Origin of the sequence: Providencia rettgeri, from assembly GCF_023205015.1 — a bacterium.
GTDB classification, from domain to species: Bacteria; Pseudomonadota; Gammaproteobacteria; order Enterobacterales; family Enterobacteriaceae; genus Providencia; species Providencia rettgeri_E.
The window spans coordinates 822649-836718 of record NZ_CP096258.1; the positions used below are offsets into that span (position 1 = coordinate 822649).

General features: G+C 46.2%; 16 protein-coding genes. 9 read left to right on the forward strand and 7 right to left on the reverse strand.

Features of this window, described 5'->3' with window-relative positions:
* The 6 genes from M0M83_RS03510 to merA all read left to right on the forward strand — a co-directional run bounded on the left by M0M83_RS03510 (position 1) and on the right by merA (position 6958).
* On the forward strand, positions 1–3570 hold the full coding sequence (locus M0M83_RS03510) for a conjugal transfer protein TraG N-terminal domain-containing protein (protein ID WP_148518200.1): 3570 nt from the start codon (positions 1–3) through the stop codon (positions 3568–3570).
* A 97-nt stretch (positions 3571–3667) separates the two neighbouring features.
* Entirely contained in the window at positions 3668–4057 is a 390-nt protein-coding gene (merR, locus tag M0M83_RS03515; RefSeq protein WP_032482372.1) for an Hg(II)-responsive transcriptional regulator, read from the forward strand.
* 84 nt (positions 4058–4141) lie between these two features.
* Positions 4142–4489: a mercuric transporter MerT family protein gene (locus M0M83_RS03520; protein WP_028867974.1), complete on the forward strand. Its 348-nt coding sequence runs from the start codon at positions 4142–4144 to the stop codon at positions 4487–4489.
* Between the two features lie 59 nt (positions 4490–4548).
* A complete protein-coding gene (merP, locus tag M0M83_RS03525; RefSeq protein WP_111804984.1) occupies positions 4549–4824 on the forward strand; it encodes a mercury resistance system periplasmic binding protein MerP in 276 nt (91 codons plus the stop codon).
* A gap of 15 nt (positions 4825–4839) precedes the next feature.
* Positions 4840–5247 carry an organomercurial transporter MerC gene (gene merC, locus M0M83_RS03530; protein WP_200873575.1) on the forward strand — a complete coding sequence of 136 codons (408 nt, stop codon included), beginning with the start codon at positions 4840–4842 and terminating at the stop codon, positions 5245–5247.
* 37 nt (positions 5248–5284) lie between these two features.
* On the forward strand, positions 5285–6958 hold the full coding sequence (gene merA / locus M0M83_RS03535) for a mercury(II) reductase (protein WP_028867977.1): 1674 nt from the start codon (positions 5285–5287) through the stop codon (positions 6956–6958).
* Between the two features lie 105 nt (positions 6959–7063).
* Here merA and eexR read toward each other — a convergent pair whose 3' ends face one another.
* Genes eexR through M0M83_RS03570 form a run of 7 tightly spaced genes read right to left on the reverse strand, consistent with a single transcriptional unit; the run spans position 7064 to position 10736 of the window.
* Positions 7064–7495, reverse strand: a complete 432-nt coding sequence (eexR, locus tag M0M83_RS03540) for an entry exclusion protein EexR (RefSeq protein WP_028867978.1) — start codon at positions 7493–7495, stop codon at positions 7064–7066.
* Positions 7496–7549: 54 nt separating this feature from the next.
* Complete coding sequence (locus M0M83_RS03545; RefSeq protein WP_000566755.1) at positions 7550–8083, reverse strand: FlhC family transcriptional regulator; 534 nt, start codon at positions 8081–8083, stop codon at positions 7550–7552.
* Positions 8080–8379 carry a flagellar transcriptional regulator FlhD gene (locus M0M83_RS03550; protein ID WP_000210563.1) on the reverse strand — a complete coding sequence of 100 codons (300 nt, stop codon included), beginning with the start codon at positions 8377–8379 and terminating at the stop codon, positions 8080–8082. Before M0M83_RS03550 ends, M0M83_RS03545 begins: the two co-directional genes overlap by 4 nt.
* Positions 8376–8924 carry a lytic transglycosylase domain-containing protein gene (locus M0M83_RS03555; RefSeq protein ID WP_025610846.1) on the reverse strand — a complete coding sequence of 183 codons (549 nt, stop codon included), beginning with the start codon at positions 8922–8924 and terminating at the stop codon, positions 8376–8378. Before M0M83_RS03555 ends, M0M83_RS03550 begins: the two co-directional genes overlap by 4 nt.
* On the reverse strand, positions 8911–9573 hold the full coding sequence (locus tag M0M83_RS03560; RefSeq protein WP_007105460.1) for a DUF6475 domain-containing protein: 663 nt from the start codon (positions 9571–9573) through the stop codon (positions 8911–8913). Before M0M83_RS03560 ends, M0M83_RS03555 begins: the two co-directional genes overlap by 14 nt.
* A complete protein-coding gene (locus M0M83_RS03565; RefSeq protein WP_248467627.1) occupies positions 9560–10429 on the reverse strand; it encodes a hypothetical protein in 870 nt (289 codons plus the stop codon). Before M0M83_RS03565 ends, M0M83_RS03560 begins: the two co-directional genes overlap by 14 nt.
* Before the next feature lie 55 nt (positions 10430–10484).
* A complete protein-coding gene (locus M0M83_RS03570; protein WP_000451746.1) occupies positions 10485–10736 on the reverse strand; it encodes a helix-turn-helix domain-containing protein in 252 nt (83 codons plus the stop codon).
* Positions 10737–10853: 117 nt separating this feature from the next.
* Between M0M83_RS03570 and M0M83_RS03575 the strand changes: the two genes are divergently transcribed.
* From M0M83_RS03575 to M0M83_RS03585, 3 genes are all read left to right on the forward strand, one after another.
* Positions 10854–11501: a LexA family protein gene (locus M0M83_RS03575; RefSeq protein ID WP_000854920.1), complete on the forward strand. Its 648-nt coding sequence runs from the start codon at positions 10854–10856 to the stop codon at positions 11499–11501.
* Between the two features lie 256 nt (positions 11502–11757).
* Positions 11758–13347, forward strand: a complete 1590-nt coding sequence (prfC, locus tag M0M83_RS03580) for a peptide chain release factor 3 (protein WP_248467629.1) — start codon at positions 11758–11760, stop codon at positions 13345–13347.
* 194 nt (positions 13348–13541) lie between these two features.
* Positions 13542–13952, forward strand: a complete 411-nt coding sequence (locus M0M83_RS03585) for a BON domain-containing protein (RefSeq protein WP_125891874.1) — start codon at positions 13542–13544, stop codon at positions 13950–13952.
* Positions 13953–14070 lie beyond the last annotated feature (118 nt).

The following is a 14070-nucleotide window of genomic DNA, read 5'->3' on the forward strand; positions in this document are numbered from 1 at the left end:
ATGTGGGAAATCTATTCCATCGGGGATTCGGCTTTTTTAGAGCAGGTCCTGAACGCTGTCGCGATGATCACTGGTACAGGCGATTTTACTTCAATGGTTCGCATTGGCTTGCTCATTGGGGTATTGATGGTCTCTGTTCAGGCCTTAATGCAAGGTGGTCGTGGGATTAACTTTCAACACGTCTTAGTCTCATGGCTAGTCTTTGCAACCATGTTTGGACCCAGTACCCGAGTGAGCATTGAGGATGCGTACACGGGACAAGTTCGAGTGGTTGATAATGTGCCCATCGGTGTTGCTGCCGCAGGCAGTACGATTTCGACTGTTGGCTTTCAAATCACGCGATTGTTTGAAACGGCGTTCTCAACTCCCGCCATGACGGAATACGGCTTTGCATCCAGTTTACAGTCACTGATTAAAGTGAGAAAACAGGTGATGGATCGCTCTGGGTTGGGTGATGCAAATCGTGTCGGTGGCTCAGATATCGAACAATCGTGGTTTAACTACATCAAAGAATGCACCTTGATTGGCATCGACATAGGCCAAAAGAACCTAGATCAGGTGCTAAGTGATCCTAACCCGATGACTGCGATTAGGTTTGATTCGCGCATTTATGGCACGCGCATCATGCTAAGTGGTAGCAGTAGCGATTTGGACTGCACCGATGCCTATAGCCAGCTGAAACTCATGACAGAATCAACCTTCATTCCAAGGCTTAAACAGGTTTTGTCAGCCTCATTGGGGACTTCGTCAGCAACGGATACTGATGACGTGATCCGAAATGCACTGAATAACCTTGGTTTGGCTTCGGTTAACACCCAAGAGTACATGACCGCGTCAGTGCTTTTGCCTATTTATGAACAAAGCGTGACGGGCAAGTATATGGATGATCAAGCTTTCACCGCAGCCGTTATGGTTAACCAAGCAATTGAGCAGCGCAATACGCAATGGGCGGCGGAGCAGACCCTGTTCCAAAGCATTGTTCGTCCGATGATGACGTTTTTTGAGGGTTTCATTTACGCCATCACCCCATTGATGGCCTTTGTGATAGCCCTTGGCCAAATCGGGATGCGAATGGCCGGGAAGTACTTGTTAATCCTGCTTTGGATTCAACTTTGGATGCCTGTCATGGCCATCATTAACCTGTATATTCATTTAACCGTTGCAGGGAAAATGTCGGCTCTTGATGCCTTTGCAGGTACAGAAGTGCCATCTTTTGCTGGGATGATGCAGATGGATTCAGTGCTGCAAACCTGGATAGCTACTGGCGGCATGTTGGCGTCGAGTGTTCCGGCAATTTCGCTCATGCTCGTGTATGGCTCAGCAATAACCGCAACCCACTTGGCTGGACGTCTTCAAAACGGCGATGCCATTGATGAAAAGCTGGCTAGTCCAGATGTCTCAAAAAATGCCCCGGTGATGCAATCACAGTCAATGTTCCAAAATTCAGCCCTCACTGGTTCTGCAATGACCGGTGCGTCAAACTTACTAAGCAGTTTCTCTGTCGGAAACGCAGTGGGTTCAATGGTCGGCTCTGCAAAAGAATCCATGACTCAGGCAACTCAAGCCTTTAGTCGTCAGGTTGGCAATACCATGAGTCGAACTTTTGGTGAAAAGCTAAGTTACGACAACCTTTCTTCGGTTGGACGTCAGATCGGTTCTTCTAATTCCGCATCTAGCGCCGTTGTTAATCAGGTTACTGATGACCTGCAAACACGGTATGGTTTCGGAGACGATAAAAAAGACGCTGTACGTGGCTTGGTATCTGGCGTGTTATCGGGAGGCCTAAGGGTCGGTGGCGATGGAACTATTACAAATACCGGTGATAAAGAAGTAGCAGACAAAGGGTTCTTGGGAAGATTACTTGGTACAGGGGGGAATGACTCCCCACAAGGTAGCTTGCCTGGAGTCGATAAGCCTGAATCCTCAAGAGTGCCAAAAATATCACGGTTACGAGCTGGGTTGGATCTAGGTGGTAACTTTAGTGGCCAAGTTGAGTCATCAGAAGGCAGTTCTCGATCTACGACCGCAAATACGCTCACTGGGGAGATGCAAAGCTTGGCATCAAGTGATTCACGACGTGCTGAGTATCGCGATGCAATGGTTAAGGACCTTTCAGATTCAAGACGTTCTGGCGTTGAGATGTCCTTGTCTAACCAAGACTATCAGTCTCTTCAGAGTTCAGCACAAGACGTTGTCACGGCATCAAACCGCTTTAGTGAGCTTGATCAGGCCAGCTACAGTCTATCAGGACAAAGAAATACTGATGGTGCGACGTTAACCCGATTAGCGGCGGATAATCCTGAAGTCATGGATTATTTAGGTCGCTATATGAACCAGCATGTTGAAGCCGGTAACCGATTACGTGAAAACCTTCCAATGTATCAGCGCTTGTTACCTGATGATAATCAGGCGTATGTGGCCGCAGCTATGGAGTCTTTAACCTATAGCAATTCTTCAACGCCCGCTGAACGGGACAATGATTATCAAGCAGCAATGACTGTTATGGCCATGGCTACCGGAGCCGATTTACGATCAATTCAGCCGCGCTCAAATGAAGGCTTGTCATCAACTGCACCTACTTTTGGTGGTACTCAAAGCCAAGTTGAATCGGGTGTATTGGGCGGCTACGAGGATGCAGCAACAGTTCAAACTCAGTTCAACGCAGCTCAATCGGCTTACCAAACCAATCTGTCTGGTATAGATGGACAGTTGAATGCGCATCAGCAGCAAGCTCAGCAGGCCGTAGCTACTGACACAAGTACCTATCAATCTGGACTAAACAGTGAAGCTGGATCTCAGTGGCGATCACGCATTATGGCTGATGATAGCGGAGTTTCTGGTGCTGAAATGTTCTTCAACAGCGCCAGTGCTATTGGTGATTTCAGTGGCAAGCATACTGATGCAGCACTGCATACCTTGAATCACTTTGGCGAAGACTATGAGAGTTACAAAGAACAAGCGCTTGAAGATCCTGGCTCACGAGGTTTCTTGCACAACGCTACGGTGGCCAGCAAATCAACCTGGGATGGCTTAAAAGCCGCCGTTGATGCAGGAACCTCTTTGGAAAACCCATTGACGGCGTTTAATGATGCATACAGTGGATCGAGTTCGCAGTATGCTTCCGAAGTAAACTGGGGCACTAAGTCTGAAGCCATGTTGGCGGGGGCATTCGGTGCGGCAGTTAACAATCGATATGGTGAGTTCCTAGAGCAGTATGCTGATGATTTTAAAAAGGAAGCATACAGCGAAGGGCAGAGAATGGGATTGACCCCGATTCAAAGTCAAGTGTTCGCTCAAGCTTTCAATGAAGGTTTGGCGGGGCGCGTATTCAACTCTGAAGACTCATCGAGTTGGTCGCCTGAAATGCTTGGCCTAAGGGAGCAAATGCTAAATGAGTATCGTCAAAAGGATGAGAGTGGCGCTTACATCCCTGACAGTGTGTCTGAAGAAGATAAAGCATTTGTGGATAAGCAGATAGCGGTGATCTCAAATGCATCCCTTGCGGGAGATTATGCTCAGAACAACTTGATCGATATTAGGGCATATAACCAGGCATCAGGAAATAAATAAAACAAGGAGTAGAAGCTCAAGGCTAACGAAGTTTTATGGCTTAATTACGTAGATAGGGATATATTTCTCCGTACTTAGATACGGAGAAATATATCACATGTACACAATTGGAAAATTAGCCGAACAAGCTAGTATCAATGTTGAGACTGTTCGTTATTACGAACGACGTGGTCTTATAGAAAAACCTGAAAAACCGCATCTAGGCTACCGACTTTATCCTTTGGCAACATTAAACCGAATAAAATTCATTAAACGTTCCCAAGATCTTGGGTTCACTTTGGAAGAAATCTCCAATTTACTCAGCCTTAATGACACTCCCTGTATAGAAGTGCAAGAAATGACTTTACACAAGCTTGCAAGTGTGAAAGTCAAAATAGCAGGTCTTCGCCGCTTAGAAACCGTTCTCACAGAATTATTGAATGAGTGTAATTCTAATACTAACCAATCCCACTGTCCCATTATTGATTCCCTACTTCCTGAAGATTAATAATGATTCAAATTTTATCTTGACTCCGTAGTTGGGTACGGGGTTTAAACTTGTTTTACTAAAGTACGATAAGTAGAGTGAGTTATGTCAAAAAGTAATCCCAACTTTCCAATCATCGGCGGTGTTATTGCCGCTATTGGCGCTGGTCTTTGCTGCGCTGGTCCTTTCGTCTTGTTGCTGCTAGGCGTGAGTGGCTCCTGGATTGGTAATTTAACCTTGTTAGAACCTTATCGTCCCATTTTTATCCTGCTGGTTTTAGCCTTATTTGGCTTCGCAGGCTGGAAGGTCTATCGCCCCGTCGAGGACTGTGAGCCAGGCACCGCCTGTGCAGTTCCTCAAGTGCGAAAACGTCGGCAGGTGATCTTTTGGTTAACGGCACTGACTGCGTTGGTTTTAGTCACCAGTAATTATTGGATTGTCTGGTTCGCCTGATGACGATTTCTAACCTTTTATTTTGATTAAATCTTTATGGCTTGCTCTTGGAGAAAATTATGAAAACACTCGCCCTAATGTCCCTGTTCGTACTGACCAGCCTGAACGCTTTAGCTGCCCCGAAAACAGTTACTTTGGAAGTCCCAACCATGAACTGTGTGACCTGTCCCTTTACCGTGGAAAAAGCCTTACAAAAAGTCGATGGCGTCAGTAAAGCCGAAGTGACCTTTAAGACCAAACTGGCGGTGGTCACCTTCGACGACGAAAAAACCACGGTAAAAGCACTGACCGAAGCCACCGCTAACGCGGGTTATCCGTCAACGCTCAAGGAGTAAAGCATAGAAATGCTAATACGGTTACTGACCCGGTTCGGCGATAAGATTAGCTCATTGGGCGCGCTGGTTTCTGCTATGGGATGCGCCATGTGTTTCCCGGCCATTGCCAGTCTGGGCGCTGCGGTAGGACTGGGTTTTCTCAGCCAATGGGAAGGTCTGCTTGTTAGCACGCTATTACCCCTGTTTGCCTGGATTGCCTTGGTACTCAACGGACTTGGCTGGTTCAGCCACCGGCAATGGCACCGTAGTGCGCTGGGTGTGGCCGGCCCCATTTTATTGCTGTTATCGCTCTATCCGTTTTTCCAGTACGGCTGGAGCAGCTATGTCACCTATTCAGCATTAGGCCTGATGGTTGCCGTATCGCTTTGGGATATTTTTTCACCGGCGAATAAACGCTGTGATGATGACAGCTGTGCTGTTTAACACGACGCAATGCCTGACTACTATTTGAGGAAAACGAATGATCTTACTATCGATAGAAGGGATGACCTGTCCAAGTTGCGTCGCCCACGTTAAAGAAGCACTCGATGCGATCGAAGGCGTTAATAAGGTTGAAATATCTTATGAAAACGCCAGAGCAACGATCACCACGAACGGTGGGGTCAGCGTAACCGTTCTCATTGGAGCAATAGAAGCTCTCGGTTATATCGCAAAAGAATCCACTGGCACTGCAAAAGAAATTACTTCACCGAACGACTGCTGTGACAACGAAAATGCAAGCAACACTGAAAGCAACCAAACTCAACACGTGGCGATTATCGGTACGGGTTCCGGCGCTTTTGCCTGCGCTATTAAAGCCGCTGAAGGTGGTGCCAAGGTCACTCTTATTGAGGGAGCCGATGTGATTGGCGGCTGTTGCGTGAATGTCGGCTGCGTACCCTCAAAAATTCTAATCCGCGCCGCTCAATTGGCTCAGCAGCAACGCAATAATCCCTTTACCGGACTGGAAAATCATGCGCCCCAATTGAGTCGAGCCTTGTTGACTCAGCAGCAGACCGCTCGGGTCGAAGAGCTGCGCGCGGCAAAGTACCAGAATATTCTGGAGACAAATCCTGCGCTTAGTTTACTTAAAGGTTGGGCGCAATTTAAAAATGCCAACACCCTGATAGTCAGAAAAAATGATGGAACCGAGCAGGCAGTTCACGCCGATAAAATCCTGATCGCTACCGGCTCCACGCCAACCATTCCTCCTATTGATGGTTTAACTGAAACACCTTATTGGACCTCTACCGAAGCGCTGTTTGCTCAGGAATTGCCGCAGCACCTGGTCGTGATTGGTTCGTCGGTTGTAGCGCTGGAAATTGCCCAGGCTTATCGCCGTTTAGGCAGTGAAGTCACCATATTAGCAAGACATACATTGCTTTATCGGGAAGATCCCTTGCTCGGTGAAAAACTCACCGGATGTTTTGAAAAAGAAGGCATTCGAGTATTAAACAGTACGCAAGCTACCAAGGTGACCCACGATGGAAGCCAATTTACATTGGAAACTAACGCGGGCGATCTACGCTGCGATCGTTTGCTGGTAAGCACCGGGCGACACGCCAATACTTGCCAACTCAATCTGGGCGCGGTGGGTGTTACGACCAACAAAAAGGGCGAAATCGTTGTTAACGAACGCATGGAAACCAATGTTCCCGGTATTTACGCCGCCGGAGACTGCTGCAACATGCCGCAATTCGTCTATGTCGCCGCGGCCGCCGGTAGCCGTTCCGGCATCAACATGACGGGCGGATACGCCAAACTGGATCTATCCACCATGCCAGCAGTGATTTTTACCGATCCCCAGGTGGCAACTGTTGGGCTCACGGAAGAGCAAGCCAACGCACAAGACATTGAAACCGACAGTCGTGTATTGGAGATGGAGAACGTGCCGCGCGCACTGGCGAATTTCGAGACCGATGGTTTTATCAAATTGGTGACGGAAAAAGCCACTGGCCGCCTGATCGGGGCGCAGATTCTGGCGCATGAAGGTGGAGAACTGATCCAGAGTGCGGCGCTGGCGATCCGCAACCGTATGACGGTGACGGAATTAGCCGACCAGCTTTTCCCTTACCTGACTATGGTGGAGGGTTTGAAGCTCTGCGCCCAAACCTTTAACAAGGATGTCAAAGAACTGTCCTGTTGTGCTGGGTAACGAACTTGAGTTGATCCGTATTCATTGATGGAAATGGCATTTTTCATTCGTAGTACGAAAGTGCCAATCAATTTTTTGAGTATAAGTAAAAAAGCAGTCAATTTACTATGACCTTGTTTTTTTAGGGAGGATAGATGAGCGACCATCTGCAAATTCGTTTACCCAGTACCAATATTTTTTTTCGCTCAGGCTTAGTTCTCGACCGGTATCTTTCAGTTGTCTTTGAAATAAATGGATTAGTCCGCTTAAGCCTAAGAAGGCTAAACCGACACATAAAATTGTCCAACTCGCTTGCCAATATGCGATTGCTAAAAACATAGTGGTGATGGTTATAAGGCCGATAGGACTAGCAATTGCTTTGAATCCCAAGTAGCTGAAAAAAACGATGGTGCAAATCAGAAATGGCAAAGCCGCTAACTTGGCAGATGCCGTTAATATTTCTGAGGGAAAAAAATGAGCCGCAGCCAAAGTCGCCAGAAAAAGCCCCAGTGATATAAACCAGCAGCGTGCTGGTAAAGATTTAAGTAATTTTATCATCTTAGTACTCTCAAAGTGCACGGGCGGTGCACAATCAAATCATGCATCAGCATTTTAGTTCTCAAAAAGTGCTCTAGTGGTTTGCTCGGCCATAATCTCGCACACAGGACATTTAAGCTGAATGCGCTGTTGAGATACCGTCAAATACAGACTGCCGCATCGACACCGGTGTAAGGATGCTAGCTGTGATCTTAAATCACGAGCTAGAACCCAACCTTCATTGATGGTCAGTTTTTTCCAGGGGATCTCAGCTGGAAGATCTGCTTCTTTTCTTGCAACCAAATACGCATCGTAAGCCTTCATCAAAGCATCGATATTTAATTGCTTGTAGACATTATCACCACCAATATTGACATAAAGCGCCATAAGCAGGGAGCCTTCAACTAATGCTCTTCTGCTTTTGACGATGGCATCAGATTCTGGCAATTGACCAGGACAAGGTGACTTGCCAGTCACTTCTTTGTGCAGCCTTCTGATAATGTGGATTGGCAAACCTGTATCGAGCGCGATAATGGTTGTTCGAAATCCGTATTTAATAAGCAGCGAGGCTCGGGTAAACAGCTCACTTTTGGACAGGTTATCAATCATGCATCCCCCTTGTTGTTTAGGGTTGATAATAAATAAGCGATTCTTGGGATACCTGTGCCTTTGCTCTTCACCATCTCAATCAGTTGGCTTTGGTTACCCCTTGGTTGAAACAGCATGAATGATGAGGTCGCCACTCGTTGCAGGTCGTCAACACCAGCATTAATCAGAGCATCAACCACATCGCGTGTAAGTCCAAAGCGCAAGACAGCCTCTTGCGGATCAATGCGCGCCAATTCCCGTGCTGCGTGCAGGTACGCCAAGTTTAATTGATAGAAGTCTTGTTGATTGGTTGTCATTGACGGACCTCCAGTTCATGTAAAATATTGCGATAAATAGAAAGCACTCTTTGCCCATACCAGCGTGCACGCTCTTCGTTCCAACTGTGATAGCGGCCTATGCCAAGCTCTAAATCGTTAGGTGAAGACTTGATTGCTTCGGCCAAAATACTGGAGCCGACGGTAAGGTTGGTGATGGGGTCTAGCAGTTCCGCCGCTGAGCTCACCCGATGCCCATGCCAATGCAAATTGATTTGCATTAGGCCAATATCGAGCTGGTATTTTTCACTCTCTTGCAGTGCTTGGTTTAACAGTTGCTCCGCTTCTGTCTTAGATTTGGCGTAGGTTGCATTTGAACCATTGCGAATTGCGTATGGCCATGGACTGGTCATGTTAAGACCTCGATGTGAGGCCGACTCAGCCAAGGCAACGGCGTAGAGCATGACTGGATCAATACCAACACTTTGTGCTGCTTTTTCCCACTGATAGCCCGGAAACGCATAGACTGAAGTGCTTGCGGACATGGCTATCACTAGGGCAATGGTTTTTGCTTTAATCGTTTTCATTTTTGTCCTCTAATTGATTTCCGAGAAGCGCCTGAATGGCTTTCGGGCTTATTCTTTTTAATGGCACTGCGCTAAAGTCGGCGATGCCTCTCGTATAAACTTGTGCCGCTTTTGACCAGTCGCCTACGGCAACAGGCGCTTGCATATCAAATCCTTTTTGCTGGTTCTGATGGTCTGCAATACCCTGTAATAGCCTTGGGTATTCACCCACTTCGTCCCGTAGCAAGTAAGCCTGGTAGCGTGTTAAAAACTCTTTTTGCTTAAAGGGGTATTCCCTGTCATCAACCTTGCAGAGTTCAACCCATCCACCCATATCTGAAATCACGCGGTGGATAAGCGCATCGTCAAACATCACTGATGTCCAAGCGCCAACCTGACGAACAGCCTTGTCAACTTTGTTCCAAGCAACCATGGCTCTTGAGCCCGAGTTGCCGTCGATATGCTTGATGACGTCAGCGGGCTTTGGAAAAAATTGCCCAGTATCCGGTGATTGAATATGCCGAGTCAGACCGATTCGCACTTCTTCAATGCTATAAGCACGAAGGGCTTCAAATGCGATGGATAGCAATTGTGGTGATACGCTTTTGCCATACATGGCCCAAGCAGCTCCCCAAACTTCAGCAAACTCGCGTTTATCAACCTCCTGCACTTGAACGAACCTCCCGAATACCCGGTCCGGCCCAGCTTTCAGCAATGCGGCGATTGCTTTCTTCAATATTCAATTGGTGATTGCTGCCCTTTAGGCTCGTCGATGATTGCTGTACTTCATCAATGCGAACGTACTCGTCTTCCCATTGCCGGTTTAAAAGCCAGTTATGTGGCATAGGGGTCTTAGTCCGATCTTGATACTGCAATCGGTTTTCTCGTTGCTCTTTCCAGCGTGTTAGCACTTCCAAGGCGAGTTCATGGTCTTCATTGAGGCCCATGCGTAGCCATTCTTCTTTGGCTTTCGCTTTTTTTTCTTTGCGTATTTGTACATCCCAGAAGTCTTCAAACTGTATGTGGTCAACAGTTTTAACTGTTGGTTTATTGCTTCCCTCAGAGTCATCCGACCGTTGAGAGTCCCTTACCGGGTTGCCATCAGGCATAAACAATGATGAAAATTCTTCTGGTAGCCGAGCTTGAAAAGCGGCAAGAGATTTCAAAAGCGATGCCATACCAATGAAGTCGGCAGGTACATCTTTAAGCAACCGAAAGGCTGCTTTACCTTGGTTCGGGTTTTCGATTGGGTTGTGCTTCAGAAAGCTCCGAATCAAAGTCCAACCGGATTCCTCGCAACGAATGAGGAACTGATCTTGTTCTAACTCCTTTAGAGCCTTGGCAACCTGTTGCTCATCCCAGTTCAAGTCAGAAGCAACGTAACCAATCGGCAGTCGAAAGCAGCCAAGCAAATTACAATGTGGGCATGTAAGCAAATACAGTCCTAGCAACTTCGCTGAGTCACTCCAGGACAAAACGTTTTGCTTTAGCCAAAAGCGGGTATAGACCTTGCCATAGTCACGCATGGAGGAACTCGCTTTTGTGTTTACGTAAAATGCTGACCATTATTTGCCCTTAATCCTACTGGTTACTGGCTTTCAGCTCGCTTGGGCATTCGGGATAGATGTCCGGTCTTAACTGAGATCGGGTTACCTGTCCTTGCGTAGCTTGTTCGATGGGTAAAACGAATTCAGCGGGAACTCGCCCTGATTTATTCAACCAAAACCAGACGTTTTGCTGTTTTGAGTTGATGGCTCGTGCTAATGCTGATTGCCCGCCGACCAAGTCAATGGCACGGCGGAGATGTTTTTGTGTCGTGTTGAACACTTCCATACCGTCTCCTGTTACAATAATAACTGTTACAAGATTGAATGTTACAGTTTAAACTGTAGATTAGTCAACAGTTAAAATTGTTGAAAGGCTACAGTTTTATTTGTAGAATACGGGCTTATGAAAACTTTATCCGAACGACTAAACCATGCCTTGCAGCTTACTGGGGTGACTCAGTCTGAGTTGGCTCGTCGCATTGGTATCAAACAGCAGTCGATCAGCCAGATTTGCTCTGGTAAATCGGCTAGGTCTCGTTACACCATGCAGATCGCGGAGGCGCTTCGCGTGAATGCTCATTGGCTCGCCACAGGTGATGGCGAGATTGGCTTGGGGGTCGGTAATGTAGAAGTCGGGCCTGACATTAAGGGAAGAATTCCTCTCATTAACTGGGTTCAGGCCGGTGATTGGACTGAAATAGCGGAGGGATTTGCCCATGAAGATGCTGAGGAGTGGCGTGAAGTCACTGGGAAAGCACATGAGGGTTGTTTCGCACTTCGCGTAAAAGGCGACAGTATGGAAAATCCAAGCGGAAAAAAATCCATACCTGAGGGGGCAGTGATCGTTGTTGATCCTGAGTTACCTTATTCTTCAGGTTCATTGGTTGTTGCGCGTTTGGATGATTCGAAAGAAGCAACCTTTAAGCAGTTAGTTATTGATGGTGAACAGAAGTACCTAAAACCTTTGAACCCGCAATACCCTGCAATACCGATCAACGGCAACTGCACCATCATCGGTGTAGTACGACAAGCTATCATCGATTTTTGGTAGCGAAGGAATTTGTGGTTTAGCCACAGTTGTTCATGAGCTGAAGAAGCAACGATTGCAAACAGCTACAACTGAGCATTGGCGCACGCTGAGAGTAAATGGTAACCGATTAGATAACCATTGATTGTTTATAAAGTCAAGATCAGCGAAAATAGCGGCCAATTACGATTAACACGACGGATTTGACAAGCGAAGAACTGAAAATAGAGTACTTCCAAAAGTGTGTACAAATCCGTGTACAAACTAAAAGAATTTATACATGGCAAACCAAGATTTTCTTAATGAAATCAATAAGCGAAGGACCTTTGCTATCATCTCTCACCCCGATGCGGGTAAAACCACAATAACCGAAAAAGTGTTATTGTTTGGGCACGCTATTCAACGTGCAGGTACGGTAAAAGGCCGTGGCTCTAATCAACACGCTAAATCCGACTGGATGGAAATGGAAAAGCAGCGTGGTATTTCGATTACCACCTCTGTCATGCAGTTTCCTTATAATGATTGTCTTGTTAACTTACTGGATACCCCAGGTCACGAAGATTTCTCTGAAGATACTTACCGTACATTAACGGCAGTTGACTGCTGCTTGATGGTGATTGACTCGGGTAAAGGGGTTGAGGACCGGACACGTAAACTGATGGAAGTTACCCGCCTACGTGACACTCCAATCTTAACCTTCATGAATAAGTTGGACCGTGATATTCGTGATCCAATGGAGTTAATGGATGAAGTGGAAAATGAGCTAAAAATTGCTTGTTGTCCAATCACATGGCCTATCGGTTGTGGTAAGTTATTCAAAGGTGTTTATCATTTATTACGTGATGAAACGATCCTATACCAAACAGGTCAAGGGCATACAATTCAAGAAATCCGTATTATTAAAGGGCTAAATAACCCAGATCTCGATGCAGCGGTAGGCGATGAACTCGCTGCGCAGTTACGTGATGAGCTGGAATTGGTTAAAGGGGCATCCCATGAATTTGACCATGAGGCCTTCTTGCAGGGGGAATTAACCCCAGTCTTTTTCGGAACCGCGTTAGGTAACTTTGGTGTTGACCATATGCTAGATGGTTTAGTGGAGTGGGCTCCGCAGCCGCAACCACGCCAAACAGATTTGCGCCAAGTTAATGCGACAGAAGAAAAATTCACTGGCTTCGTGTTTAAAATTCAAGCCAATATGGACCCGAAACACCGTGACCGTGTTGCGTTTATGCGTATTGTTTCAGGTACTTATGAGAAAGGTATGAAACTGCGTCAAGTCCGTATCAAAAAAGACGTAGTAATTTCCGATGCGTTAACCTTTATGGCGGGCGATCGTTCTCAGGTCGAAAACGCCTATGCAGGGGATATCATTGGGTTGCACAACCATGGCACTATCCAAATCGGTGATACCTTCACACAAGGTGAAGAACTCAAATTTACGGGTATTCCAAACTTTGCCCCTGAATTGTTCCGTCGTATTCGCTTACGTGACCCGCTAAAACAAAAACAACTGCTAAAAGGCCTCGTTCAGTTATCTGAAGAGGGGGCGGTACAGGTTTTCCGTCCGTTAACTAACAATGATTTAATCGTTGGTGCGGTAGGGGTGTTGCAGTTTGACGTGGTCGTTTCGCGTTTGAAAAGCGAATATAACGTTGAAGCTATCTATGAAGCTGTTAACGTTTCTACTGCACGTTGGGTTGAGTGTGATGATGCGAAGAAACTTGAAGAGTTTAAGCGCAAAAATGAGCAAAACTTAGCCCTCGATGGTGGCGATAACTTATCTTATATCGCACCGACTATGGTGAACCTTAACCTCACCAGTGAACGCTACCCAGACGTTAAATTCCGTAAAACACGCGAACACTAATTGTGTTTATGACCCACGACTAACAGGGTTAGTGGTGGGTCGTCTTATTTCGAACTTCATTTAAAGTTACTTTCCCTATTTTTTGGTGCTTCTCATCAAGAATATTCTGTGTTTATTACCTTTCTCTTTATTTTTTATGTTTTTTTACTTAGGCTATATTATTCGTTGTCCATTGCAGTGAAAGGAAGGTTTTTATGAAAAATGCAAAACTATTGAGTTTGTTAGGAGTTATTGGGTTGAGCTGGGCGCTTGCGGCTTGTAGCTCATCATCAGATAGCGCTTTGAAAAAACAAGCCTCAGAAACCTGGGACAGTGCATCTAAGACCGTTGAAATGGCTGGTAAAGATACTGGAAATGCTATTTCGAGTGGCGCTAAAAACACCGGTGATTATATTGATGACTCAGCGATTACTGCCGATGTAAAAGGGAAATTACTGGGTACGAAAGGTATTTCGAGTAACAGTGTATCAGTAAAAACCGTCAATGGTGTTGTTTACTTATCAGGCTTTGTTAAATCAGCCGATCAAATGGATAAAATTACCCAAGTGGCATCGCAAGTTAATGGGGTCAAATCGGTACAAAATGGTTTAGTGATTTCTAACTAAGCAGTAAATAAATGTCTCAATAGCTCGTATTGCTGAGTATTTATTGTACAATGTCGATAGAATGGGCTTTCTAGGGGAGGCTCATTCTGCTTTTGAGCTATTTAAAGTGAATTAAGAG

What these genes read in the sequence shown, in the direction of transcription:
- merR (WP_032482372.1), top strand. Translation starts at nt 3,668, where the DNA reads ATGTACACAATTGGAAAATTAGCCGAACAAGCTAGTATCAATGTTGAG.
- prfC (WP_248467629.1), top strand. Translation starts at nt 11,758, where the DNA reads ATGGCAAACCAAGATTTTCTTAATGAAATCAATAAGCGAAGGACCTTT.
- M0M83_RS03545 (WP_000566755.1), bottom strand. Translation starts at nt 8,083, where the DNA reads ATGATTGATAACCTGTCCAAAAGTGAGCTGTTTACCCGAGCCTCGCTG.
- merP (WP_111804984.1), top strand. Translation starts at nt 4,549, where the DNA reads ATGAAAACACTCGCCCTAATGTCCCTGTTCGTACTGACCAGCCTGAAC.
- M0M83_RS03565 (WP_248467627.1), bottom strand. Translation starts at nt 10,429, where the DNA reads ATGCGTGACTATGGCAAGGTCTATACCCGCTTTTGGCTAAAGCAAAAC.
- M0M83_RS03510 (WP_148518200.1), top strand. Translation starts at nt 1, where the DNA reads ATGTGGGAAATCTATTCCATCGGGGATTCGGCTTTTTTAGAGCAGGTC.
- M0M83_RS03555 (WP_025610846.1), bottom strand. Translation starts at nt 8,924, where the DNA reads ATGAAAACGATTAAAGCAAAAACCATTGCCCTAGTGATAGCCATGTCC.
- M0M83_RS03520 (WP_028867974.1), top strand. Translation starts at nt 4,142, where the DNA reads ATGTCAAAAAGTAATCCCAACTTTCCAATCATCGGCGGTGTTATTGCC.
- M0M83_RS03550 (WP_000210563.1), bottom strand. Translation starts at nt 8,379, where the DNA reads ATGACAACCAATCAACAAGACTTCTATCAATTAAACTTGGCGTACCTG.
- M0M83_RS03575 (WP_000854920.1), top strand. Translation starts at nt 10,854, where the DNA reads ATGAAAACTTTATCCGAACGACTAAACCATGCCTTGCAGCTTACTGGG.
- eexR (WP_028867978.1), bottom strand. Translation starts at nt 7,495, where the DNA reads ATGATAAAATTACTTAAATCTTTACCAGCACGCTGCTGGTTTATATCA.
- M0M83_RS03585 (WP_125891874.1), top strand. Translation starts at nt 13,542, where the DNA reads ATGAAAAATGCAAAACTATTGAGTTTGTTAGGAGTTATTGGGTTGAGC.
- merA (WP_028867977.1), top strand. Translation starts at nt 5,285, where the DNA reads ATGATCTTACTATCGATAGAAGGGATGACCTGTCCAAGTTGCGTCGCC.
- M0M83_RS03570 (WP_000451746.1), bottom strand. Translation starts at nt 10,736, where the DNA reads ATGGAAGTGTTCAACACGACACAAAAACATCTCCGCCGTGCCATTGAC.